At 40.5% G+C, this 23,598-nt stretch carries 27 protein-coding genes; 13 read left to right on the plus strand and 14 right to left on the minus strand.

All coding sequences use genetic code 11. The features are described from left to right. Nucleotides 1-11: 11 nt before the first annotated feature. Nucleotides 12-155: a hypothetical protein gene (locus tag EES38_RS22135; RefSeq protein WP_166434220.1), complete on the minus strand. Its 144-nt coding sequence runs from the start codon at nt 153-155 to the stop codon at nt 12-14. A 163-nt stretch (nt 156-318) separates the two neighbouring features. After that, the gene (gene ohrR / locus EES38_RS07320; protein ID WP_124936504.1) at nt 319-780 is read right to left on the minus strand and encodes a transcriptional regulator OhrR; all 462 of its coding nucleotides are present in this window, start codon (nt 778-780) and stop codon (nt 319-321) included. Nucleotides 781-891: 111 nt separating this feature from the next. On the opposite strand from ohrR, the gene EES38_RS07325 reads away from it, so the two are divergent. From EES38_RS07325 to EES38_RS07350, 7 genes are all read left to right on the plus strand, one after another. Further along, nucleotides 892-1,317 carry an organic hydroperoxide resistance protein gene (locus tag EES38_RS07325; protein WP_124936505.1) on the plus strand — a complete coding sequence of 142 codons (426 nt, stop codon included), beginning with the start codon at nt 892-894 and terminating at the stop codon, nt 1,315-1,317. 192 nt (nt 1,318-1,509) lie between these two features. Beyond that, the gene (locus EES38_RS07330) at nt 1,510-1,950 is read left to right on the plus strand and encodes a hypothetical protein (protein WP_124936506.1); all 441 of its coding nucleotides are present in this window, start codon (nt 1,510-1,512) and stop codon (nt 1,948-1,950) included. Between the two features lie 52 nt (nt 1,951-2,002). Then, nucleotides 2,003-2,206, plus strand: coding sequence for a DUF1289 domain-containing protein (locus tag EES38_RS07335; RefSeq protein WP_124936580.1), 204 nt, complete (start codon nt 2,003-2,005; stop codon nt 2,204-2,206). Between the two features lie 160 nt (nt 2,207-2,366). Next, nucleotides 2,367-3,188 carry a transporter substrate-binding domain-containing protein gene (locus tag EES38_RS07340; RefSeq protein ID WP_124936507.1) on the plus strand — a complete coding sequence of 274 codons (822 nt, stop codon included), beginning with the start codon at nt 2,367-2,369 and terminating at the stop codon, nt 3,186-3,188. A gap of 204 nt (nt 3,189-3,392) precedes the next feature. Next, nucleotides 3,393-4,481: a glycerophosphodiester phosphodiesterase gene (locus EES38_RS07345; protein WP_124936508.1), complete on the plus strand. Its 1,089-nt coding sequence runs from the start codon at nt 3,393-3,395 to the stop codon at nt 4,479-4,481. A gap of 252 nt (nt 4,482-4,733) precedes the next feature. Further along, entirely contained in the window at nt 4,734-4,877 is a 144-nt protein-coding gene (locus EES38_RS22140; RefSeq protein WP_166434221.1) for a hypothetical protein, read from the plus strand. A 113-nt stretch (nt 4,878-4,990) separates the two neighbouring features. Beyond that, entirely contained in the window at nt 4,991-5,245 is a 255-nt protein-coding gene (locus EES38_RS07350) for a DUF1127 domain-containing protein (RefSeq protein WP_124936509.1), read from the plus strand. 42 nt (nt 5,246-5,287) lie between these two features. Here the strand turns inward: EES38_RS07350 and EES38_RS07355 are convergent, their stop codons facing one another. Next, nucleotides 5,288-6,667 carry an MFS transporter gene (locus EES38_RS07355; RefSeq protein ID WP_124936510.1) on the minus strand — a complete coding sequence of 460 codons (1,380 nt, stop codon included), beginning with the start codon at nt 6,665-6,667 and terminating at the stop codon, nt 5,288-5,290. A gap of 362 nt (nt 6,668-7,029) precedes the next feature. Here EES38_RS07355 and EES38_RS07360 point away from each other — a divergent pair, with 362 nt between their 5' ends. Both EES38_RS07360 and EES38_RS07365 read left to right on the plus strand, forming a co-directional pair. After that, the gene (locus EES38_RS07360; protein WP_124936511.1) at nt 7,030-7,992 is read left to right on the plus strand and encodes a glycosyltransferase family 2 protein; all 963 of its coding nucleotides are present in this window, start codon (nt 7,030-7,032) and stop codon (nt 7,990-7,992) included. Next, nucleotides 7,967-9,754, plus strand: a complete 1,788-nt coding sequence (locus EES38_RS07365) for a GtrA family protein (RefSeq protein WP_124936512.1) — start codon at nt 7,967-7,969, stop codon at nt 9,752-9,754. Before EES38_RS07360 ends, EES38_RS07365 begins: the two co-directional genes overlap by 26 nt. A 66-nt stretch (nt 9,755-9,820) precedes the next feature. On the opposite strand, the gene EES38_RS07370 is transcribed toward EES38_RS07365, so the two are convergent. The 3 genes from EES38_RS07370 to EES38_RS07380 form a co-directional block, all read right to left on the minus strand. Then, complete coding sequence (locus EES38_RS07370) at nt 9,821-11,155, minus strand: PepSY-associated TM helix domain-containing protein (RefSeq protein WP_124936513.1); 1,335 nt, start codon at nt 11,153-11,155, stop codon at nt 9,821-9,823. Between the two features lie 33 nt (nt 11,156-11,188). Then, the gene (locus tag EES38_RS07375) at nt 11,189-11,563 is read right to left on the minus strand and encodes a DUF2946 domain-containing protein (RefSeq protein WP_124936514.1); all 375 of its coding nucleotides are present in this window, start codon (nt 11,561-11,563) and stop codon (nt 11,189-11,191) included. 127 nt (nt 11,564-11,690) lie between these two features. Beyond that, complete coding sequence (locus EES38_RS07380; protein ID WP_124936515.1) at nt 11,691-12,518, minus strand: sugar phosphate isomerase/epimerase family protein; 828 nt, start codon at nt 12,516-12,518, stop codon at nt 11,691-11,693. A gap of 305 nt (nt 12,519-12,823) precedes the next feature. Here EES38_RS07380 and EES38_RS07385 point away from each other — a divergent pair, with 305 nt between their 5' ends. The 3 genes from EES38_RS07385 (at nt 12,824) to EES38_RS07395 (ending at nt 14,591) form a co-directional block, all read left to right on the plus strand. Then, a complete protein-coding gene (locus EES38_RS07385; protein WP_124936516.1) occupies nt 12,824-13,984 on the plus strand; it encodes a GGDEF domain-containing protein in 1,161 nt (386 codons plus the stop codon). A 116-nt stretch (nt 13,985-14,100) separates the two neighbouring features. Further along, complete coding sequence (locus EES38_RS07390; RefSeq protein WP_124936517.1) at nt 14,101-14,400, plus strand: hydroxymethylglutaryl-CoA lyase-like TIM-barrel protein; 300 nt, start codon at nt 14,101-14,103, stop codon at nt 14,398-14,400. After that, entirely contained in the window at nt 14,373-14,591 is a 219-nt protein-coding gene (locus EES38_RS07395; protein ID WP_243694163.1) for a helix-turn-helix domain-containing protein, read from the plus strand. The genes EES38_RS07390 and EES38_RS07395 overlap by 28 nt, the downstream gene beginning before the upstream one ends. Here the strand turns inward: EES38_RS07395 and EES38_RS07400 are convergent. From EES38_RS07400 to EES38_RS07415, 4 genes are all read right to left on the minus strand, one after another. Continuing rightward, nucleotides 14,575-14,943, minus strand: coding sequence for a hypothetical protein (locus EES38_RS07400; RefSeq protein WP_124936519.1), 369 nt, complete (start codon nt 14,941-14,943; stop codon nt 14,575-14,577). The two genes, EES38_RS07395 and EES38_RS07400, sit on opposite strands and share 17 nt — an antisense overlap. 121 nt (nt 14,944-15,064) lie before the next feature. Beyond that, nucleotides 15,065-15,664, minus strand: a complete 600-nt coding sequence (locus tag EES38_RS07405) for a PqiC family protein (RefSeq protein WP_124936520.1) — start codon at nt 15,662-15,664, stop codon at nt 15,065-15,067. A gap of 10 nt (nt 15,665-15,674) precedes the next feature. Next, on the minus strand, nt 15,675-17,324 hold the full coding sequence (gene pqiB / locus EES38_RS07410) for an intermembrane transport protein PqiB (RefSeq protein WP_124936521.1): 1,650 nt from the start codon (nt 17,322-17,324) through the stop codon (nt 15,675-15,677). Further along, nucleotides 17,305-18,573 (minus strand): PqiA/YebS family transporter subunit, encoded by a 1,269-nt coding sequence (locus EES38_RS07415; RefSeq protein WP_208020408.1) that lies wholly within the window; start codon nt 18,571-18,573, stop codon nt 17,305-17,307. The genes pqiB and EES38_RS07415 overlap by 20 nt, the downstream gene beginning before the upstream one ends. 409 nt (nt 18,574-18,982) lie before the next feature. Between EES38_RS07415 and EES38_RS07420 the strand changes: the two genes are divergently transcribed. Beyond that, a complete protein-coding gene (locus EES38_RS07420; protein ID WP_124936522.1) occupies nt 18,983-20,374 on the plus strand; it encodes an ammonium transporter in 1,392 nt (463 codons plus the stop codon). A 55-nt stretch (nt 20,375-20,429) separates the two neighbouring features. Here EES38_RS07420 and EES38_RS07425 read toward each other — a convergent pair whose 3' ends face one another. The 4 genes from EES38_RS07425 to EES38_RS07440 form a co-directional block, all read right to left on the minus strand. Further along, nucleotides 20,430-21,554: a M14 family metallopeptidase gene (locus tag EES38_RS07425; protein WP_124936523.1), complete on the minus strand. Its 1,125-nt coding sequence runs from the start codon at nt 21,552-21,554 to the stop codon at nt 20,430-20,432. 57 nt (nt 21,555-21,611) lie between these two features. Then, nucleotides 21,612-22,049 (minus strand): DoxX family protein, encoded by a 438-nt coding sequence (locus EES38_RS07430; RefSeq protein WP_124936524.1) that lies wholly within the window; start codon nt 22,047-22,049, stop codon nt 21,612-21,614. A gap of 154 nt (nt 22,050-22,203) precedes the next feature. Then, a complete protein-coding gene (locus tag EES38_RS07435; RefSeq protein WP_124936525.1) occupies nt 22,204-23,034 on the minus strand; it encodes an aldo/keto reductase in 831 nt (276 codons plus the stop codon). Between the two features lie 249 nt (nt 23,035-23,283). Further along, on the minus strand, nt 23,284-23,568 hold the full coding sequence (locus EES38_RS07440; RefSeq protein WP_124936526.1) for a putative quinol monooxygenase: 285 nt from the start codon (nt 23,566-23,568) through the stop codon (nt 23,284-23,286). Between the last annotated feature and the right edge of the window lie 30 nt (nt 23,569-23,598).

Here is a 23,598-nt window from a genome sequence, read left to right on the forward strand (position 1 = left end):
CTGACGATTGATTAATTCGTATTTAGAATTTTATCAGCTGCTTGTTTATAGCTATTGCTAGCTGCACGCAGTTTTTGCGCTGTTATAACCAAGTTTGAATGAATATGCTCCAGCGCTTCACGAGCTGCTTGTTGAGCGAATTGTTGGTCAGACATAGCTACTAATCTCCTAACGATAATAAAATAATTTCGTTAGCCAGACAGTCGTTGTGTTTTCCTCTGAGAGAGGTTCTTATTATATCAAGAGTATTCCCCTTAATTCCTGACTAATATACTAGGTTATTATGTGCATATCAATAGATTATTTATTGACCGGATTCTATTGAGCCAAGATCTTTTCGCACAGCATTTTCAATGTCAGTAATTCATCCAAACTCAGATTAAATCGACAGGCGATAGAGCCGGGTACAGACTGTGCTTGTTTTCTTAGCTCGATTCCCTCTTTGGTGAGCTGTAAAACACGAACTCTTTCATCAGTTACACTTCGTTTTCTTTCGACCAGTGCTTTGCTTTCCAATCTTTTTAGTAGAGGGGTGAGAGTACCGGAATCGAGATGTAGCTTATCGCCGAGAGTTTTAACACTAATTCCCGATTCCTCCCAAAGCACTATCATCACTAAATATTGCAGATAGGTGAGATCAATTTTCTCAAGAATAGGGCGGTATGCTCTAACAATTGCATTTGCTGCGCTGTAAAGAGGAAAGCAAACCTGACTTTCCAACGTAAGCGGAACGTCAGACTCATTGAGACAGGTATTGTCACTGTTTGAGGTTTTGTTCATGGTGGAAACCTGCATTTAATAAATTGTGCACAATATACTTGCATTCCTCAGTTATTTCGATATAACATTGCAAGCAATTAGATTGTACACAATATAAATGAGAGGTAAATCATGAAAGCACTATACACAACAAAAGCGACTGCACTTGCTGGACGTAATGGCCAGGTCGCAACTGATGACGGTCTGTTATCACTAGGATTAGCCTATCCAAAAGAAATGGGTGGCTCTGGCCAGGCGACTAATCCAGAGCAACTATTTGCTGCGGGTTATGCGGCTTGTTTTTCTAACGCAATCCTTCATGTTGCAAGAGAGGCTAAAGTCACTCTAAAAGAGGCACCTGTATCGGCACATGTTTCTATTGGTCAAAATGCCGAAGGTGGATTTGAATTGGCGGTTAAATTAGAAGCGACCCTTGAACTGGACAATGCTCAAGCGCTTGAGCTTGTGGCGACAGCTCATAAAGTGTGCCCATATTCAAATGCAACACGCGGAAATATCGATGTCAATGTCATCGCAAATGGGCAAAACATCGCTTAATTCGTTCTATGAATAAGAGTGATAATCAGGGTGATAATATTCACCCTGAAATTTATTTTTATAATATATATTTATTTTAATTATAATGTTAAATAATTAAGAAAAATTTAATAAATAAGTATTGTAGTGATGTTTTGTTCATCTATTATGGAATAATAGTATTGGTTCATCTTTTTACGATTTTTTCATTTTATGAAACGACATTATTTTATATTTTTAGTTATATCCTGTGTGCTAACTGGATGTTATTTTGATCAGGGCAAATCTCGATTAGAAGCTCTTCTGGCAAAAACAATCGAAGTGAGTAAAGAAGGCTGGAAAATAGATGCGATTAAAGAGCAAGCCAGTCGCTATATGGTTATTGTGACCATGGGGGATACAGCAACATCACTCTACGATTTAAAAACCAGAATCGTAAAAAAAGAGTCAGACAGTGCAAAATCGTTGTCTCGAAATATCAACGCAATAAATGAAGAGTTTAAAGTAAGCTTGGAATATATGTGTGAGTCTGTAATACACTCATCGAGTGAAAGAGGAACACATAAAGAAATAAAACCTTTCGAATTGGTTCTTCGCAAAGAAAAAGGGGATAAAAGGCTAACAAGTTACCTATGCGAGCCCATGTCCTTTTGATATTCGCTGTTGAGTAACTATACTTTCTATATCTATTTTCTTGGTACACATGATGAAAATAATTAGGGAAAAGAATCGAGAAAAGTTAATCCCGAATCCCTGCATTCGAAACTGCTGTCTCGATGACGATGATATTTGCTTGGGTTGTAGGCGCAAGCTCAGTGAAATCCTTGAGTGGCATGATGCGTCAGTCGAACGCAAGCAGCAAATTTTGGACGATAGTCGCCAGCGAAAGTCTCATCATTCGAACCAATAGGGTGGTCAAATCTTCACCACATCATACTGATTGGAATATATTATAAAGAATAATATATTGCTAATTTTGTTTAACTCTTCGATTATTCACGCCTCCTGTAGCTAATAATATTGAATTCGGCTGCAGTCATTACAAATTATAACGATGTGGATGTATCAAAATGACTTCTAAACAGATTAAACACCGTCTGGCAAAATTGGTCTTAGCGGCTAGTTCTGCTCTGGCACTTATTTCTTCGGGGACCGTTGCTGCTCAAGAAAGCGCACTGTCTGAAATTTTAAAGTCTGGAGAGCTCAAGTTCTGTTTTGAAGCCGGATACATTCCTTTTGAAATGACAAGTAAAGATGGTCGCTATGTTGGTTTTGACATCGATATTGCCAAACAGATGGCTCGGTCGATTAACGTTAAATTTGTACCAGTAAATACGGCTTGGGATGGTATTGTACCTGCTCTTAAAACAGGTAAATGCGATTTTATTGGCGGTATGACGATTACACCTGAGCGTAATCTAAGCGTCAACTTTGCTAACCCTTATATTCAGGTTGGACAAACTGTACTGATTTCGCCAAAACTGGCAGACAAAGTTAAAACATACCGCGACCTAAATAACTCTCAGTATACGATCGCGACTCAAATGGGTACCACTGGTGCAGAGGCTGCCAAGAAATACTTATCTCGTGCCAAGGTTGACCTATATGACACATCTGCTGACGCCGTCTTGCAAGTGAGCAACGGACAGGCAGATGCGTTTGTTTATGATTTACCTTATAACGCTATGTATGAAGCTCAACACAAAGGACAAGTGATTCATCTAGATCAATCGTTTACTTTTGAACCTCTTGGGTGGGCAGTACGTCAAGGCGATCCTGATTTTCTTAACTTTTTGAATAACTTCCTTCAGCAGATTAAAGGCGACGGGACGTATCAACGAATTTATGACAAATGGTTTAAGTCAGATAAATGGACGACGACTATTCAATAATATCTTTTCTTTTAGAGAATATTACTCCGCAGTGTGGAGTAATATTCTCGCTCCACCAAAATCCTTTCTGAAATTTGTATCTTTAATACGTCATTATTTTATCTAATTACGCCTGTGATGTTTTTTTAACCTATTGACTTTGCTAGGGTAGGGAATCAAGTCGTGTAGTAACACGAGAGTTGTCCCGCAAGACAAGGAGTCAAAGTGATTAATATATTAAACAAAAAATTACGGTTATATTCGCTCAGAATCAGCGCGTTGATTATTATTTCTTTTGCTGTTAACAATGTCGCTTCAGCGGCTATTCCTAATCCGGCGATTATTGCCCATCGGGGTGATTCATATAATGCTCCGGAATCGACACTTCCTGCTTATCAGCTAGCATGTAAACTGAATGCTGATTATCTAGAACTTGATTTGCAACGGACAAAAGATGGTCAGTTAATCGCGCTTCATGACAACAATTTACAACGCACCACGAACATTAAGGATGTGTATCCAGAAAGAGCAAGTGAGCCAGTCAGTTCATTTACTCTGGCCGAACTGGAAAAATTAGATGCTGGGAGTTGGTTTAACAACACGTATCCTGAAAGAGCACGGAAGAGCTTTGCTGGCTTGAAGGTGGTTACTCTCAAGCAAGTAAGTGATATTGCTAAATCATGTCCTGGTCACCCCGGTCTTTATATTGAAACCAAAGTTCCCAAATTGTTTCCTGATATTGAAAAAGATCTACATCAATTTCTTGAGAGTAACGGCTGGTTAGAACATCCAGAGGATGGGAAAATAATTCTGCAAACCTTTGAAAAGCCAAGTTTAGTAGAACTACAAAAGGTAATGCCGAATGTGCCCAAAATATTGTTACTCTGGACTGGCGATGGTTATATCGACGAGAAGCCGGGAACAAAAAAGGCGGATTCGGAAAGTTATGCTGATTACTATGCTCGCGTGGATGTTGCCTCTAAAAAGGCGTTTGAAGAATGGTTAGATTTTGCTAAAGAAAATGGCGCGATTGGTGTTGGTCCATCAACGATACAAGACGATCATGCAGGTACATTTTCGAGTCAGTTCTCATACATGGATTTAGCGAAACCTTGGATGGTAAAGATGAGTCATGATAAAGGCTTGTTAGTACACGCTTATACGGTGGATCAGATATCTGATTTCAGTACGCTTAGAGAGCGAGGAGTGGATGGATTCTTTACTAATCGTCCTGATTTAGCGGCTAAATTTTTCAAACGATCGGTGAGTAGATCTCCAGAACAAATGTTGGATGAATTAAATTATTCGAAGTAAATTTATAAAAAGGGGTCCTGTGACCCCATTTATTTTATTTTTTAAGGTAAGACAGAATAAATATAAGGTGAATTGGAGATAACTTGGAGTATTTGTTTGGTTAAAAACTCATCATTTATTGGATTTTAGAATAATCCCATTTATTTATTATATCTGTATTTAATTGGTTGAGTTTTGTTCATTAATCTTTAGTATAAAAATTAACGAGACAGAAGTCTCACCCACACGGATCAATGATAGCAGGAGGCGCACATGAATACTTTTCGTATCGAACTACGTTTTGCGCCTCAAACTCATTCGAATTCTATGCTTCTTTCTTCGATGATAACACGTACTGATCTACCCCGAGTACATTCTAATATCGTCATTAAAGATGCAGCGAAACGTCGAGCTTAAGTTGATCCGTATGCTCATGTTAGGCTGCGGAAAAGGCAGCTTAACTAGACGACCCATCTAAATTACCTGCCTCTTCTCCCAGTTTAACAACTCGTTTGACTAAGGAGAGTAACATGAAACATTCACTATATATCACATTGGCAACTTGGCTTATCCGTGCAGATATTCGTCACGAAGAACGTCGTTGGAAAAGAAAAATCAATCGAACTGCCCGCGATATTCCTTGGGATAATCCTCATTTGCTGCGCGATATCGGTCTCAGCCCTGATGGAAGCCGAGTGAATGAAGAACGCATGGATTCAACAGCCAAAGCGACAAGTAAAGTGATGAAAATTCGTCAGTGGCTAAGTACGAGAATACCAACATGATATAACCGGCCCTTATTGCAAGGGCCGGTATTTAATACTCGCTTATTTTGGTCTTTTCAAAAATGTACCAATGCTGACTAAGAATACGATACACGAAATAGTAACTAGGGCGGTTGTGATTGCTGGAAGAAACCCGTGGGGGGAGATAACCGAGTATATAGAGCCAGTGAGCGCAGTTCCTAACGCAAAAAAACCTTGTTGAACGGTGATCAAAGCGCTGCTTGCTTCACTAGCATGTTGTTTTTCTACATTCGATAGGGTAATTCTAAAGGCTGACGAGAGCATAAAAGAGTTACCAGCTCCAACAAAACCTGTCGCAAAGAGTAGCTGCCATACCTGAACTTTATCTCTAAATGCCCACAATAGGCCCAATGTAATAAGAAATCCTACAATGGTTAGTGCCGAACCGAGCGTAAATGTAAGGTAATCTCCGATTCGTTGACTAGTGGATTTACTCACTAACGAGCCAACAAAAAACATGAGTCCCAGACCCATAAACGTATTTCCAGATTGAAATGGAGTAAAGTGGGCCGCTTGTTGAAGGGTGAGTGCCGTGACAAATAAATACCCAGCGTATGTCGATGTGACGCCTATTTCTGCAAATAAGCCAGCCTTAGCTGTCGATGTATTAAATACTGCTGGTGGAATCAAAGGGTTATTCCCTTCCAACTCTTTTTTAGTTTCTACTTTTATTAGCAGTACGGCTAAAGGAATTACACCGAACAATAACCAAAAAAGCTGAGGCCAGTGTTCCCCCATTGCTACAGGAATTAATAAACACAACATGAGGCTGGCAAATAAAAGGATCCCCTGAACATCCATTTTTGGTTTTTTTTCTGCCTGGGTTTCTGGAATAATAAAATAACCAATAATAAGGATTAGAATGCATATTGGTATATTGATATAAAAAGCAACTCTCCAGCCAAGATCAAATAGATTTGCTGAAACTAGCCAGCCTCCCAGAATTTGTCCAAGTGCAACGGAAAGTCCTGCAACGGAAGTATAAATACTGACAGCCCGACTATGACGCTCTCCATCCAAAGTCGCATGAATCGTACTTAAAATTTGTGGCATCAGTAGGGCAGCACATAGACCCTGAAGAAATCGACCGACTAACATAACGTATATGCTCTGCGACATACCGCATAAAGCTGACGCAACACCAAAACCAAATACACCGATGAGAAAAAGTTTTTTACGTCCATATCGGTCACCGAGTCGGGCACCAGATGCGATCAGTGTTGCGAAGCATAGTGCGTAAACAGCGACGATCAAAACGAGTCCTGTTTCATTCGTTTTTAAACTTTTACCTAAAACATCTAAAGCAACGTTTACGATAGAAAAATCAATTTGGGGAAGAAGTTGTCCGGCAACAAGAAGAAGTAATCCAAAAAGAGACAGAGACTTATGAGTACTTGTCATTAATTTATTTCCTTGAATGCTTGGGGATGATATTGGAAGGGTAAGAATAATTAGCCTACTAAACTCTACTTTAAAATCAAATATATGAATATTGAGTAAATAGAAATAGTCAATTGTCATTCGCGATAGAATGATACTTTGATAAAAAAAACGTATTTTTTTGGACAAAGGATATTAATTGCGAATTTAATAATTTCAGATAATATCGTTATACCCTCACTTCTGCCGCAGGTATTTGTGCCTCGTTTTACAATAAATTTACATCCCCTGTAATTGATGGTGTTAATTTCACCTTTGCTTGTTATGGTTTTTACAAACAACTGTTAACGTAATAACTCGTATAACAGATGTCAGGAGCAATTATGCGTAAAACAATTTCAGTCGTAGTACCCTGTTTTAATGAAAGTGAGGTCATCGATTTTACCGTTGAAGAGCTCCTTTCTGTGACTAATGGAATAACTCAATATCAGTTCGAACTTATCTTCGTTAATGATGGAAGCTCTGATAACACAGAAGAGAAGCTGCGTGGACACAGTCGTGCTCACAGTAATATAAGAACGATTTCGTTTTCGAGAAACTTCGGGCACCAACAAGCAGTAAGTGCGGGTTTAGATGTCAGTACCGGTGATGCCGTTGTTCTGATTGATGCTGACCTACAAGATCCTCCAGAAGTCATTAAAGATATGATTGCCAAGTGGGAAGATGGGTACGATGTCGTTTACGGTACTCGTTTAAGCCGCGATGGCGAATCAGCGTTTAAGAAGCTGACCGCAAAAATGTTTTATCGTGTTCTAAATGGGTTGTCTGAAGTGCCAATGCCATTGGATACGGGAGATTTTCGCTTAATGGACCGTCAGGTTGTTGATCAACTCGTTGCTATGCCGGAGAAATCACGTTTTATCCGTGGAATGGTGAGCTGGATTGGTTTTAATCAGACGTCGGTAACCTATGAGCGATCGCCTCGTTTTGCTGGTGAATCTAAATATCCATTGAGAAAAATGCTTAAGTTTGCATTAGATGGCATCCTGTCATTTTCAGTCAAACCTCTAAAGCTTTCTATTATGATGGGCTTTCTATCGTCTGCAATCGCATTTTGTATCCTCATGTATTCTTTCTACGTGCGTTTAATGACAGATCAATGGACATCAGGTTGGACGTCATTGCTGGTCTCGATTCTCTTTATCGGTGGTGTGCAGTTAATTTCGATTGGTATCCTCGGCGAGTATATAGCCAGAATTTACAACGAGTCGAAAGGTCGTCCGCTATATATAGTGAAAAAAGAAAGAGAAGAGAGAAAGAGTGCAGAACATAATAAAGCCGCTTAATCGGTTGTTAAGTCCTGAATTACTGCAAAAGCTCAGATTTGCTTTAGTTGGCGTGGTCAATACGGCCACTGCCTATCTGGCTTTTGTCATCTTATTTCATATTTTAGATAACTATATTGCTGCATCAGTTCTTTCGTATATTGTCGGAATGCTGGTCAGTTTTGTTCTTAACCGCGGGTTTGTATTTAAGAGCAGCGAAAAGAAAGGGCAATTTCTCTCTTTCTGCGTTGTAAACTTATTTTCGCTTGGCTGCAGTACCGGTACTCTCTACTTATTAGTTGATACATTGGGTGTTTACGTTTATCTAGCTCAAGCCCTTTCAGTCTGTGTATCTATGGTAGTGAACTATTTGGGTTACCGAGCCATATTTACTTATGGAGTCACCATGAATAAAGCACCAGCTGTCCCTAAAAGCAGTGATCTGTCACTGAATCCGGCCGGTATCGCTAAGTTTTTCATGATGTTGTTGTTCTTGGCGGTCACAATTTACAACATGCATATTGCTCTTCTCGAGACAGTCGCTCACGACGCACTGCCTTTTATGGAGTCGTATGTTGAGAAGTTTACATCCGAAGGTCGTTGGATTAACTTCGCATTTTTTGAAGGATTAAGAGAACTCCCTCAATGGGTAGCCTTTCCTTTATGTAATCTGTTTGTATTTATTTTTGGCTACCAAGTTGCTAACTCATTGGTTAAAGAAAAATGGATTGCTTTCTGTTTTGCTTTAACTTTGGTTAATATTCCTTACTTTACCATGCTGTTTAAATGGCCAATGACGCTTGTCGCTGGCATGGGATTACTGGCGCTGTTTTCCTACATCAAGGATCGCGTATCGGTAACTGCAATGTTGCTAATCTCTGGTATTGCCTTGTTTGCCACGTATCCAGCATTCTATTTCTTAATGCCTTTGCTATTTATTAGCCAGTTAAGAAACGAATCATTTACTGGGTTATTCAAATTTCTACTGATTTGGATCGCAGGTTATGCTTTAGGGTATGGTGTCGCACAGCTTTCGGTGTTTGTGTATACGTTTTTAGCTGAAGGCCACGGACACTTTATTGAGTTTGCAGGATGGCGAAAATCCACACCGATGACTGGATTGGAATCGTTGTTAAGCAACATAGAGAAGAGTGCCGGCAACTTTGAACGTAATGCCTTGTACATTTCAGAATTAAGCCCACTATTTTTTATTCCAGTTGCTTTAGTTTTACTGTGGTCTTTGAAAGCGCAATTAAAATATACCCTCGTTGTTTTATTGGTGGTGTTCTCTATTTACGCTAGTGTGATTGCATTGGGTGTTAACGTACCACTACGCTCAGGTATAACGTTACCTATTGGTATGGCGATGATCGCTCTACTGGTTCGTTCATCTTGGGGTAAAGGTCTTTTACTGGCTACGTTGTTTATTCCGTTTGCCTATAAAACATACACATACAACCATGCCTATCATGAGAAGCGCGTAATATTACGCAGCATTATTGAACCTGCGGATCCTCAAGGATTAATGAAACAGCCTCAACGTTTTGGTCAGGTAATAGTGACGGTTGATGAGAAGAAAATGAGCGAATATTTTCATAAAGAAACAGGTTCTGATGCGTTCAAAAACTTAACGAATCTACGTGAGCACTATATCAAGCCGTACTTCTACAATCATGGCTGGAAAGAGGACAGCATTAAAGTTGTCGATACGCCAGAAAAAGAAGTAACAGGTAAAGCGGAAATAGAAACAAAAGGTGATACGCTGTATCTAAATATGGATTAGAACGCTTTTATTTCTGTCGCAAGAAAAACGGGAGTGAAATACTCCCGTTTTTTAATTCTCGGTATCTTAAGATAGGTTGTAGTCGGCGTTTGCTGCCTTGCTTCGAATGGTACGCCAACGGATAATATCAATAACTAATAAAAGTAACAGACTGCATCCCATGACTGGAAGTGCTAAGCCGAGTCCTACAGCCACTATAATGCTTAAACATTTATTCAGTGGCGATAGGTTAAGCCATATGTAACTGACGGTATCTTTCGCCGAAGGGACTGGTGGTCTGCGGGTCCACCACATTTTGTAACCCCAGATAATCATGAGACAAAGAGTGATGCCAAATGCAGCCAGGATGAGTTGATTTGGTAGACCAAATAAGACCCCCATGTGAGCATCTATTCCCCAGCGAATTAATTTTGCAATCAAAGGGTAGTCACTAAACCTTGCTTCACTGGTAATTGCCATTGTTTGAGCATTCACGGAAATAGCATCGACTTGAGTTGGCCATGATCTATCAATCTCTCTTATCATCCATGCTCGAGAATTCGAATAGCTAGGTCGAAGCTCAATCTTACGTGCTGTGAGGCCAGAATCTCGTGCAATTGCCAGCATCGAATCAAACTGAGCATCTACTTGCTCTGAACTTATTGTATCCGTTGAATTACTGGTTAATGCTGTAGTGACCGATGGTGTTACCCAGCCAATCGATTTTCTCCATTCAGCAATATTGCCTCCCGCCCATTTAGACCAGGTTAAGCCTGTTGCCGAGAAAAATATCATTCCAAGAAGAATAATGAGACCTGCTTTTTGATGCCTACTTTTGTTACTTATATAAGCATTTCTGGTGGAGCGGCGATTTTGTCTTCGTGTGCTATACCAGAGAACGACGCCACCAACAGCCGCGAACCACATCCAAGATGCCGCTAACTCACTATAAATCCGTCCAGTTTCGCCAAGTAGTAAACTCCTGTGTAAAAAATCGAGTTGAGTCATAAATGGCAGCACGCCACTGGTGCCATAGGTGGGCAGAGTATCCCTTATATCTAAGGTGATTGGGTCGACAAACACCGTTAATAATTGAAGGTTATAGTCTGGATCTGAAAAGAGAATTCGAGAAGTATAACCATCGCCTATAGAAGGGCGTACTGCCTGTAGAGTTAATGGTCTATCAAGTGATTGTCGCGCTACTTTAATTTGTTCTTCAAGCGAATGTGGTGAACCATTTTTCTCGCCTGTGAGTGCATGATGATATAAGGACGCCTCTATTTGGGGCGCCAGAACGTAGAGCGTCCCTGTTAACGCGGCAGTAAATATAAATGGCCCAATAAATAGTCCGATATAAAAGTGGAGGCGTTTTAAAAGCGCAAGAATTCCGAGATACGAATCCCTGGATTGCTGGTTTTGCATAATTACTTTCTCTTAATTGATTTAATGTTAGTTTTAATTTTTTAGTGAGAAAGCTTGGGGTGGTGCCCTAGGGATTATATGACTGAGCATCCATCGTTTGAATACAACGGAATACGAAGCCAATACAGAGGATGAGTTTTTTAAGTCTGGAGCGTCGAATTGATGAATTGAAGTCGAGTGCCAACTTAAATGGGCAAGCAGTTTACAGTATTCACACCAACTGTGCTCAAGGTCGGAATCGGCGTTGTCCTGATGATGACTATCATGAGTCATCATTGTGCTGTGATGAGTCGGAGGCGCTAATGATTGAGAGATGAGTGGTGCAACATAGACAAGAGCAACGGACAACAAAGCTAGCCATAAGAATAGCTTAGATAATAATGTCTGTTGTTTATCGAATTGAAACACAGCTTAAGAATGACTCAGGAAGCGAAGGTGGGGAACTATAGCACAAATGAGAATTAGTTACAGTGAAGAAAAGGGAAAGCCTCAGTAAGGATGGGTGGTCACATCCTTACTGACAATGAAGCGATGATTAATCGATGTATTTTGACATATTGTCAAAGCACTCTTTAGCTACTTTGAAATGGTCTTGTTCCCAGTATTTAGGACTAAGCAACTCGGGTGACCAAACTCCATCAAATCCTGTCGATTTTACTGCGTCGGTGTAAGCCTGAATATCGACTTCTCCCTCACCGGGGAAGAACGCTCTTTGTACAGTTTCATCCCATTCTTCGCCCACATATGGTCTTCGTCCATCACAGAAATGAACACCAAAGATTGTTGATTTATCCAGTTTGGCAATATCTGATGGTGTAGTCTGACCTGACGCATGCAAGTGCCAGAAATCGACTACGACACCAATGTTCGAGCTACCGACAGAGTCAATAACCTGCAGGGCTTGATTTAATGTGTTGAATTGGGTTGGTGCCATCACTTCGATTTGATATCGGATACCGTACTTCTCACCGATTTTGGATATTTCACCAATACTTTCGGTCATCACTGTCATGATTTCATCAGGGGAAAGATGATCAATCATATTACTGCCCATGATTTGTACAGTAGGGCATTCAAGGTCGGCAGCGGCTTGCGTGAGTCTTTCCGCTTCTTTTAACATGATGCCGCGTAGTGCTTTATCGTAATATCTATCGATGCCTTTTTGAGCATTGATACAACCCGCTTTTAGGCCATATTTATCCAGTTCCGCTTTTAGTTGTTTCGCGGTGCCGCCGTGATCTAAATAGCGTAAGAGCTTATTAAAAATAAACTCTACTGCGTCATAGCCGGTTTCATGCGCAAGACGGACCTCTGTTATTGCATTGCAATACCAAGTAGAAACTCCATGTAATGTTTTCAGCATTTTTTAACTCCTGACGAGCTCACTTTTGAACAACTTTCCGAAAATAATATAATTAGGTATTTTTAAATCAATTCATTAATTCAATTGAATCTATTTTGTGATTTATTGATCACGTTGTTTTAGATGTTTATGATGCTTAAACATCAAGAATCCACTGGTTACTGTATCTTCTGTTTACTCTTGGCTTTGATTTTCTACCAAGAATTGGTGATTTTTATGGTGGTTGTGTTGCAAATGTGATAAAAATATAAATAACATTTCTGACCAGGTGGTTAGTGCTTTACAAACTTGAGGTTTTGTGAAAATTGTCTGCTGTTGAAGTAACCATCCTTTCTATTATCATCTCAGTTATCGTTTGTTCGGTAATTAGTTGCTTTTTTCTATATCAAGTGAGTACTAATCTAGCTGGTAATAAGAAAAAGTCGGCAAGAAGTTTCTTTTTTGCGTTCCTATTTCTGAGTTTAGCTTTTGTAACAATGGCTTCAAGGAACTGGTTTTCGCTGACATTCTCTGTGTTCGTTAATAACGCGCTATATATTACTGCATCCCATCTGCTTTTATGTGGTGTAGCCCATTGGTACCGATATAAGATCAGTAGAATAGCGCTACTTGTAAGCGGTTTCCATATTGCTCTAGTGAGTATGACGCAAATTGGGTTGTATCTGTTCGTTGAAAACTCTTTTAACACTCGGGTCTACTTTGGAGGTATTAATAACGCGATTGTTTATTGGTTTGCTGCCTCCCTTTGCTATCGTCAACGCTTAAGCAATAAAAAAGGAGAAACCTATCTTGGTTTAGCGTTATCTATTACCGCGATTGGTGCGCTACTTCCTTCTATAGCTATGGTAGTCTCCCATTCCGCATTCGCCTATCAACTTACGATGGTTGTGACGCAAAACATAGGCGTCTACTTTGTTTTTGGTGCATTACTATCGCTGTTTCTATTTGATGAAGCACACTTACATTATCTGCGTTCCATTCGTGATGAATTGACGGGTATCTATAATCGACGATATTTTCGAGAAGAAATTAATAAATTAGCTCAAGTTAGTAGCGGTAAAGCAACAGTAGCAATTATTGACATTGACTATTTTAAGCGCGTCAATGACAACTATGGGCATCATATTGGTGATAAAGCGATCAAAAGTGTCGCGAAATTTATCGATAAGCAATTAAATGATGACTGTATTCTTGCCCGATATGGGGGAGAAGAGTTCATTATATACGCGCCCTGGACAAGCAGCGAAGTTGCTCAAATTCACTTGGATCGTATTCGCTCGGATATTGAGATGAATTTTAAAGAAATGGATGAGTTACCGTTGAACATAACGGTCAGTATTGGCTATGTAATGCTGGAATCTACCGAACGTATTAATGAGTTTTTTAATTGTGCAGATCAAGCTCTGTATCGTGCAAAAGATAGTGGTCGCAATTGCGTAAATGAAATGCTAGCTAACCACGTGTAGGGCAGGCTAAACCCTTTATGTCTGTCTTGGCAGCATTGATGTCCAAACTAAGCGAGAATTAGTGCTTCTGAGTGATTAATCTTGTGGTTCGTTACCACTAGAAGAAGCGTAAAGTCATGCAAACTCACCGTAAATACGTACCTGCAGAAATTATCGAGTTCCCTCAAAGGATCTGGCCTGGAAAGCGGATACATCAGGCGCCAAGATGGTGTTCCACTGATTTAAGAGATGGCAATCAAGCTCTCGCAACACCAATGACTAACAACGATAAGCTGCGTTTTTTCAATCATTTGATTCATATTGGTTTTAAGGAAATAGAGGTTGCGTTTCCTTCTGCATCCGAATCGGATTATCAGCTCGACAGGTCTCGAGAATTTTTAAAGATACCTTGGGAACGAGTTTTGGTGAATGGCTGAGAAATTATCGAATATCTGAAGCGATGATTCTCATTGCACAGGGAATGAGCATTTTAGAAGCCTCATTAGATGTCGGCTATGACAGTCAGACGGCGTTTGGCAAAGTCTTTAAACGCCGTGTTGGAATTACGCCGGTACATTACGCGGCTCAATTTCGTAAACTGACTGCCAGTTCTAGACAGTCAGATTAACCATAGAGTGATCCCCATACATTAAGCTGTGTATGACATCTTCTATTTTCAGTCTTTTTATTAGATCTCCTGTGGACATATCACTGAGTGAAATATACGTTTGTCCATTGGTATTACTCAATTCCGCTTGCATAGCAAGGCCATGAAATTCGAGTAATTTGTTCAAATAAGATACTGTACTTTGTTGTAATACCGGGTCATTAGTATCGACACTATCTTCATGAATCGGATGATCACGATGTAACGATTCAGGTCTGTTTGGTACACCTGAACCCGTGCCTGAGTTATTTGACGACCGATTAGTAAAAGGAACATTAGTTCCGATTACTTGCTGCAATTGCGATACATTCACAATTTCGCCCTCATTTTTGTTGCTCAATTATTAATCGGCTAAATCGCCAATTGCTTGACTAATTTTTGAGCATTTATCGTCAATTTATTTGATCCCATCGATGATGTGAAGAAGGCTTTGCTTAATCAATAGGTTGTAATCTCGTTATTTGGCCGATGATATTTTCCAACACAAACTGGAACCAGGTATGTGATAGTGTTTTACTCATGGCTAGATAGCCGTCCTGACTCATTTCTGAAGTATAGTAAAAGCGTTTCTGTAGAATTTGTGTATTGTCTTTAGACCAAATACTCCAATAGCCAGACACCGTGACCTGACCAACTTGACTCGCATAAAATTTCTCAACATTAATCGTCATATAGTCTGAAGAAACCTGATATTGCGATGGTGCTAACCAGTCAATTGTTGGGAGCCGAGTCGCCAAATAAGTTAAGGTCATTTGTTCGAGCTGATGCTCTAAAGATTCAGCCCATAAGTGATTGACTGCCTGATAAACTTGTCCATCATCGTTGACTAGAACAATATTTTGCTTTTGCAAATAGTTCGGGACTGAAATTGACTTGAGGCGAATCGTTTTAACGTCAGTACTTTGTTGACTTGCCTCCACCTTCGCTGGATAAGGGAGTAAATATTGTGGCGTTGTTACTTGTTCGTTACTAGAACATGCAGACAAAAGAACGATACACAATAACGCTGAGATTTGTTTGATTAGATTTGTCATATCGTCCTGCCTATTTCGCTGCCTTTGGCTCTTCGTCGGAAATAATGGGTTTACCAAAGATAAGAGAATTGGGTTTCTGTTTTAGCTGTTGGATAACTGGCTGTAAATCCTCCAAATCTTGTCTTAGAATCATTAGGCTCTGGTTTAGGTTCTGACCCACTTCGCCTTGAGCCTGATAGGTTTGCAGAGTTTTGTTCAATGAATCTAGAGATTGTTGCAGTTGTGCTGGAAGTGCCTGCGTTTCTTTTTGCGCCAGCAGTTTATCAACTTTGTCACTAATATCCGTCAAAGAGCCCATTGCTTTTGACGCATTGGCCAACGTGTTGTTGAGTTCACTGACTGATTTATCTAAAGGCAGACTTGAGAGCATATCGAGCATATCTTCGACTTTATGCTGCATCGACGCCAGTGTATCGTTGGTTGTTGGGAACACTGGATAATTATCGTAATACTGCATCTTATAATCTTTTTCTGGCTTTATAAAACTTAAGGTAATCATTTTAGAGCCAGTTAGTAGGTTGCTACTTGAGAGGGTTGCTCTTACGCCAGCTTTAAACCCTTCAATCATCCTTTTATTCCACTGGCTTTTAGTTAATTCGGCTGTTTTAAAACGAGTACTAAAGCGTTGTGGTTCTAGGTTAATCAGAACCGGAATATGTGGTGTTGTTGAATTTGATAACGAGTCTAACGTCATTCCGCTAAAAGGCACTTCTGCAACGGTACCAATGCGAATACCGTTGAATTCAACAGGTGCTCCCGGATCGAGACCAGCGATACTGCCTTTAAACAGTGCGATGTAACTAATGTGTTCATCATAGCGGTGGTTTATAGCGTCCTCTTCCGTGTTGAAAAGCTGAAACTCAGTAAGATCATCGACTTTTTTCGGAATAGCATTTGTGTCGGTAGAACCGAAGCTGATACCACCGGAGACGAAGGTTTCTAGAGAGTCCATTTTAACCTCGAGCCCTTTAGCCGAGCCTTTAATCGAAAGTCCAGGCGTCATCCAAAACTGGATGGTATTATTGACCAGTGAGTCGTACGGTGCCTTAATAAAAAGACGGTAGGTAATCGCACTGCGTTTGATATCAAAGCCGACTTTTTCTACATAACCGACTTCGTAGCCTCGGAAATGAACGGGACTTCCTACTTCCATTTTTGAATTGTCAGTGGAGAAAAGGCGAATACGAATACCTTTATCATCTGTAGTGGATAGAGGTGGCTGATCCAGCATCTTGAAATGTTCTTTTTCTTTACCGCTATTACTTGGCTGCATGTTGATGTATGAACCAGACAATAGGGTTCCTAAACCACTGATACCTTCCTTACCAACTCGCGGCTTTACTACCCAAAACTTGGTATTTTCAGTTAAAAGCTTATTCGCTTCTTTCTGCATTCTTACGGTGATAACAGCGTTTGAATAGTCATCGCTTAGACGAATGCTTGTGACTTCGCCAAGGTCGATATTGCGTGCTTTGATCTTAGTTTTTCCCGCTTCTAATCCATCAGCATCATGGGCGACAATGGTAATCTCTACTCCACGTTCTGACCAGTCAGAATAGAGCATCCAAGCCGCCACGATGACGGCAATGATCGGAACAAACCAAATTGAATTGAAATGAAAACGTTTGGTTGATTCTAGATTACTTTTCTGGGGCATCATTATTCTCCTGAGTGTCCCAAATTAAACGGGGGTCAAAGCTAAATGCTGCAAGCATGGTTAATATTACTACCAATGAAAATGAGAGCGCTGCCTTGCCTGGGATAATATTCATTAATGTTCCTAGCTGAACTAGAGCGGCTAGTATCGCCACGACAAATACATCAACCATCGACCACTTACCGACGAATTCAGTAATGTGATAAACCGTTTGCTTTCGTTCGGGCGTAATATCCGTTTGAAATTTGGTATTCCAGCATAACCATAGCAATGACAATATCTTAGCTAATGGCACAATAATACTCGCGGCTAAAATAATCAACGCGACTGGGTAGGAGTGCATACCCCATAGCATCACAATACCTCCAATAATTGTTGAAGGTTCAGATTGCCCTAAAAATGTCGTTATCATGATTGGGTAGGCGTTCGCTGGGATATAAAGTACACACGCCGCCAATAATAGGGCGACGGTTCTTGTCAGACTGTTATTTTTACGCACATGAAGGACATGGTTACATCGCGGACAACTGTGAGCATCGCCTTTAACCAGTGCACCGCAGTAATGACAACCAATGAGATCCTGCTCTTGTGCTGTACCTTCGTGTGTGACTATGTAATCGCTTTTACCTTCCAATTGATTCCAGAACCAACGCTTATCGACCAGTGAAACGACTCTTATCAACAAGATAGCAAAGAGACAAAATGCCCAAAATGAATAGCCGAGCTCAATTTGAGCCAGACTCTTTAGCTTGATGAGAGCAACGAGGCCGCCTAAAAGAAACACATCCGCCATTAACCAGGGCTTGAGATTCTCTAACCAGTGCACCAAACGCTTAAAACGTTGTGGTACATGTTGGTGTGTTTTAATCAGAAAAAGTAGGGCGATGACAAAAGCTAGGTACAAAAAAGGGAAAACCAGCAATGGGAGCGTAACAATAATGCCAAGAACGGGATGATGTTCAACGGATAAGTTAACAATACATTCGATCAATGAAATTTCTCTCGATGCACCGTTAGCGGAGAAACCAAGAAAATTAAAACAGAATGAGAGGAAAAACATGAGTAATGCACAACCACTATTGAGCCATAGCTGGAGTGATAATTGGGCGTAATGAGTATAGATAACGTGCCCACATCGTTCACACTTTAGGCGAACACCCGTTTCCATCTCGGATATTTCATTGACCCAATCACACATTTCACAGGCAGTGCTATTTTCTTCAAAATGATCACCTTGCTCGTGTTTACACACTGTTATTAGTCCCTATTACGAACAAACATGCTGTACTGAAATTACAGTATACCTCCGGTGGTAATGATGAGGTTAATTCTTTGAAAAACTTTTCATTCCCATTCTTCTCGAGTGATTTTGTAGTGCATATGACAAAAGAAATGATCCATATTTGTGCGATTACTTCCATTTGTTACAAAGTCGACAAAGAAAATATTGAATAAAACATTAATTTTTGTATGGGTAATTAATGCCTGTTTCATCGCTAAGCTATTTATATATCTATTAATTTTTCTTATCAAAATTTAAACCGAATTAATTTCCAAGACTTAAATTTATACTTAAAAACCATGGAACTAAGTATGCATTTCACTTTTGAGTAAGGGAATAATTAGATAACTATTATTTATTAATTACGAGGCTTATAGTGATGAATGTAATAATTAAAAGGATATTAATTGGCAGTGCATTATGCTGGCCAGTGCTAAGTTTCGCTGATGATCCGATCACAGCGGATGCTGTACAAACCAACCTCAATTTTGTTTGGACATTAGTGGCTGCATTTCTAGTGTTTTTGATGCAAGCAGGGTTTGCTATGGTGGAAACAGGGTTAACCCGTGCGAAAAATGCTGCAAACATAATGATGAAAAACATGATGGACTTTTGTATCGGTTCTCTTGCTTTTTGGGCGGTTGGGTTTGGATTAATGTTCGGCGTGTCCAATGGACTCTTTGGTACCTCAGATTTCTTCTTTAGCGGTGCAACAGGCGATGATCAGGCTTGGAATTATGCATTTTGGATGTTCCAGGTAGTCTTCTGTGCAACTGCTGCCACTATTATCTCTGGTGCCGTTGCCGAACGCACTAAATTTGGTGCTTACCTGATTTACTCAGTATTTGTTTCTGCGATTATTTACCCTGTATTCGGTAGTTGGGCATGGGGAAGTCTATACCACGGACAAGGCTGGTTAGAAAATCTTGGTTTTATCGATTTTGCTGGTTCAACTGTCGTTCACTCAATGGGTGGCTGGTTAGCTTTGGCTGGCGCAATTGTCGTAGGTCCGAGATTGGGTAAATACGATGCGAAAGGCAAAAGCAAAGCGATTCCTGGTCATAATATTCCACTAGCAGCATTAGGTGTCTTTCTACTATGGTTCGGCTGGTATGGATTTAACCCTGGTTCAACTACCACGGGTGATAGCTCGATTGCGTCAATTGCTGTGACTACAACGTTAGCGGCAGCGTCTGGTTCTATTTCGGCTATGTTTTATACATGGATTCGCTTTGGTAAAAGTGATGTTGGGATGACACTCAATGGTGCGTTAGCCGGTTTGGTTGGTATTACTGCTGGCTGTGCAAACGTTTCTCCAATTTCAGCCGTTATAATTGGTATTGTCGCTGGTATTCTGGTTGTCGTATCGGTACTGACTCTCGATAAAATGAAAATAGATGATCCTGTTGGCGCCGTGTCTGCACATGGTGTGTGTGGCGCATGGGGAACTCTGGCTGCGGGTATCTTCGACCAAGGTGGCTTCTCTCTTTCAGTCGTAGGTGTTCAGCTTATCGGTATAGTCGCCTGCTTTATCTGGGCATTTGGTACTGGCATGATTTTGTTTAAAGCCATCGATGCCATTGTTGGTATGAGAGTGTCTCGCAGTGAAGAATTAGCAGGTTTGGATCTTTCTGAGCATGGCGCGAACTCATATCCTGATTTTCATACTGTTAGCGAGATCGGTGAATACCCTTCGGATACCACACAAAATGGTAAAAAAGCGGCAGACGGAGCATCAGTAGCTGCGAAAGGATCCGCAGCGCATATTTAGTTTCTATACTAATTGGAAAAGCCAGAGTGTTTTGCTCTGGCTTTTCTAATTCAAGCTAAAGTTGATTCACAATGGCTCTTATGGCTGCTAGAACATCTTGGCCGAAAGCAACGCTTCTTTCTGGAGACCAACCATAAAATTCATCTGGATGAAGAAGATGGTCTTTAAACGGCATTTCTATCGTATAAGAAAGACACTTAAATTGCTCTGCAACCCACTTTGAACCCACGGTTAAATTTGCAGTACCTGGCGCATTTTGGGGATAACCCATTTCATCCTGAAATTCTGGTGTAATAGTAAGGAGAGCCGATTTAAACAATTCTTCCAAGTTCGCTATGCGAGCGTTATAAGAGGGTACGCCTTCAGCGCCAGCGACAAAGTTGTACGGAATGGCCTCATCACCATGGATATCTAGAAACATATCAACTCCAGTAGCGAGCATACGTTCCCGAACATAAAATACCTCTGGGCTTTTATCTAACGAAGGTGTCTGCCACTCTCGATTCAAATTAACCCCAATTGCGTTTGTCCTTAGGTGACCACGAATACTGCCGTCAGGATTCATATTGGGAACAATATGAAAACAGGCGTGATCGAGTATGGCATGAGACACAGTATCTGTATCATCGAGCAGTCGCTGCAGTAAACCTTCAACAAACCACTCTGCCATCGTTTCTCCGGGGTGTTGGCGTGCTGTTATCCAGATGTTTTTTTTCGCGCTATCAGGCTCGCCAATCGTTAGGAGACTCATGTCATTGCCATCCAGCGTTTGACCGAGTGTCTCAAGTTTACAGAGGTGATTCATCTGAGCTTGATGAAGCAAGTCTAGATGTCGATCATAGCTGTAAGGTGCAAAGTAAGCGAAATAGATCGAACTGTATTCAGGTATTACATTGAAACTCAGTGTATCACCATCAAATTCGGCCGGAATACGAAACCATTCTTCGCGATCATAAGAGGCGACAACATCATATCCTTTCCAACCATCGGGATAAGCCGACTTAGACAGATTAAGAATCCTGATGGCGTGGGGTAGTTGTGCGGTTGATTCGAGACGAAAATGAAACCATTGGGCAAAGTCCGATTGGTTATCAGCAGGGATTGTGAGTTCGATATTGTCGGGCGAATCCGCTCTAACGACGTTGATATTACCGCTTTCAAAGTTACTGAATATTTTCATGATATTGTGTCGCTATAAAAGTTTTATAACGACACATTAACAATAAACTATCAAATTTTAAAGATGGTTTCTCTGAGCTTTAGCATCAAAGGAATACTTTCCTGCACCTAAGAATAAAAGGGCAATAGCGGCAAATAAATACACGCCAATACCTTCTGCTGTCCACGCTCCTAACTTATTTAAAGTGAACAGGTTCTCCGAGTGCATTAGCCAGATAACAACAAGACCAGTGCCAATCCAAATGATTGAGGCCAAACGAGTAAATAGGCCAATGATAATAAGTATAGGAACGATAACTTCGCCTAGATAAACACCATAGGCGAAAAATCCGGGTAAGCCTTTCTGGACAAATAGTCCCTGAATGAAGGCTGTGCCACCATAAATTTTGTGTATCCCATGCAGTAGGAACATCACACCGAAACTAATACGTAATATGGCTTTACCCAAATCATCGTGACTAAAAATGTTATCAGTAAATCGAATTAATGCTCTCATATGGATTCTCACTATCTATGCAACTTGATGTAAAAATACCAAGCAAAATGAAGTGAGTGAATGATAGATAGCTGTCTATCATCAACAGATTTTTCGAACAAGTTGATTGATACAGGTCATTGAGAATGGCCTGTACTTTTTGTATGAATAGTTTTTAACGAATCGCTATACTGCAGCTTGAAATTGGCGCAGGAAAACGACTGTCCAGTAGCGTCATTTCTTCTTCGGTGAGTTCGATTAATGAGGCATCAAGGTTTTCTTTAACGCGCACATTGTGGCTTGATTTTGGAATCGCTATGACGCCTTTCTGTGCCATCAGCCAAGCAAGACAAATTTGTGCCTGAGTCGCCTTATGATTACGAGCAATATCAATTATTTCTGGGTCTTTCGCCAAAGAGCCTTGATCGAGAGGGCAATAAGCCATCATCGAAATATTGCGTCGATCGCAATAAGGCTTTAACGCCCATTCGGGCTCTCGATGAGCTAGGTTATATAATACTTGATTGGTTGCACAGTCACCACGTACATCAACCTGACAAAAATGTTTGAATTCATCCGTGTCTAGATTGCTGACACCGTAATCTTTAATCTTACCCTCGTCCTGTAGTTGATAAAGGGCTTCCAAGGTTTCTTCAAAAGGGACAGTGCTCATCCAGTGCAATAGATAGAGATCAATACAATCAGTGTTAAGGCGTTTCAAACTTCGTTCACAGGCTTTTATCACATCGTTTTTACCTGCGTGATAAGGATAAAACTTACTTACCAGATATACTTGGTCTCGATATCCTTTCATTGCCTCAGCAACAATTTTCTCGGCTTCTCCTTCACCGTACATTTCCGCGGTATCGATTAAACGAGCACCGTATTCAATGCCATAACGCAAAGCGGCTACTTCCTGTTTTCTCGAGCTTCGGCTTTCTCCCATATACCAAGTTCCCAAACCTATATTGGGAATCGTTCTTCCTGATGGAAGTAAAATGTCCATATTTTTAAACCTCAATAGGGTGAGTTACACAGCGTCTATTGTATTCGTTTTAATGCATACATTATCAGATATGGCTTCTTATGCGAAATTGAAAACGACGGAATAAAAGACGATAGAGACGTCTCTGTGTTGATTAAAAAGATTGTGAAAGAGGAAGGCAACGCCTTTACTGAACGTTTTGCTGTATCTGAATAACGGCGTAAGGCAGAGTCTCAATTGGCTCTGCCTAGGCATTTCGAATCGTTAATTCTAGTCAGCAATGTTGATAGTTTCTAATTTAAACGATTTGTGGAACTGCTCATGAAAAGCAATGAACTCTTTAGTATAACCCTGCTCGCAATGCCATTCGTGCGCTTCTTTTGTTTTCCATGTTTCAATAAAGACGAGCTTGTCTGGGTCATCAGTACAGGTAAAGAAGTCATAAGAAATACATCCGTCTTCTGCACGAGTGTTTGCTTGAGCTTCAGGTGCTTTTGCTAGGATTTTTTCAAGAGTATTGGGTTGAAGTTGAATTGTAATAACAAATTTATACATTGTGGAGACCTCATTCATCATTGGAATGGA

This window comes from Vibrio viridaestus (assembly GCF_003856525.1).
GTDB lineage: Bacteria > Pseudomonadota > Gammaproteobacteria > Enterobacterales > Vibrionaceae > Vibrio > Vibrio viridaestus.

Coding starts and splice junctions, on each gene's coding strand:
- EES38_RS22135 (WP_166434220.1), bottom strand. CDS start 155: ATGTCTGACCAACAATTCGCTCAACAAGCAGCTCGTGAAGCGCTGGAG.
- ohrR (WP_124936504.1), bottom strand. CDS start 780: ATGAACAAAACCTCAAACAGTGACAATACCTGTCTCAATGAGTCTGAC.
- EES38_RS07325 (WP_124936505.1), top strand. CDS start 892: ATGAAAGCACTATACACAACAAAAGCGACTGCACTTGCTGGACGTAAT.
- EES38_RS07330 (WP_124936506.1), top strand. CDS start 1,510: ATGAAACGACATTATTTTATATTTTTAGTTATATCCTGTGTGCTAACT.
- EES38_RS07335 (WP_124936580.1), top strand. CDS start 2,003: ATGAAAATAATTAGGGAAAAGAATCGAGAAAAGTTAATCCCGAATCCC.
- EES38_RS07340 (WP_124936507.1), top strand. CDS start 2,367: ATGACTTCTAAACAGATTAAACACCGTCTGGCAAAATTGGTCTTAGCG.
- EES38_RS22140 (WP_166434221.1), top strand. CDS start 4,734: ATGAATACTTTTCGTATCGAACTACGTTTTGCGCCTCAAACTCATTCG.
- EES38_RS07350 (WP_124936509.1), top strand. CDS start 4,991: ATGAAACATTCACTATATATCACATTGGCAACTTGGCTTATCCGTGCA.
- EES38_RS07355 (WP_124936510.1), bottom strand. CDS start 6,667: ATGACAAGTACTCATAAGTCTCTGTCTCTTTTTGGATTACTTCTTCTT.
- EES38_RS07360 (WP_124936511.1), top strand. CDS start 7,030: ATGCGTAAAACAATTTCAGTCGTAGTACCCTGTTTTAATGAAAGTGAG.
- EES38_RS07370 (WP_124936513.1), bottom strand. CDS start 11,155: ATGCAAAACCAGCAATCCAGGGATTCGTATCTCGGAATTCTTGCGCTT.
- EES38_RS07380 (WP_124936515.1), bottom strand. CDS start 12,518: ATGCTGAAAACATTACATGGAGTTTCTACTTGGTATTGCAATGCAATA.
- EES38_RS07390 (WP_124936517.1), top strand. CDS start 14,101: ATGCAAACTCACCGTAAATACGTACCTGCAGAAATTATCGAGTTCCCT.
- EES38_RS07405 (WP_124936520.1), bottom strand. CDS start 15,664: ATGACAAATCTAATCAAACAAATCTCAGCGTTATTGTGTATCGTTCTT.
- pqiB (WP_124936521.1), bottom strand. CDS start 17,324: ATGATGCCCCAGAAAAGTAATCTAGAATCAACCAAACGTTTTCATTTC.
- EES38_RS07420 (WP_124936522.1), top strand. CDS start 18,983: ATGAATGTAATAATTAAAAGGATATTAATTGGCAGTGCATTATGCTGG.
- EES38_RS07425 (WP_124936523.1), bottom strand. CDS start 21,554: ATGAAAATATTCAGTAACTTTGAAAGCGGTAATATCAACGTCGTTAGA.
- EES38_RS07430 (WP_124936524.1), bottom strand. CDS start 22,049: ATGAGAGCATTAATTCGATTTACTGATAACATTTTTAGTCACGATGAT.
- EES38_RS07435 (WP_124936525.1), bottom strand. CDS start 23,034: ATGGACATTTTACTTCCATCAGGAAGAACGATTCCCAATATAGGTTTG.
- EES38_RS07440 (WP_124936526.1), bottom strand. CDS start 23,568: ATGTATAAATTTGTTATTACAATTCAACTTCAACCCAATACTCTTGAA.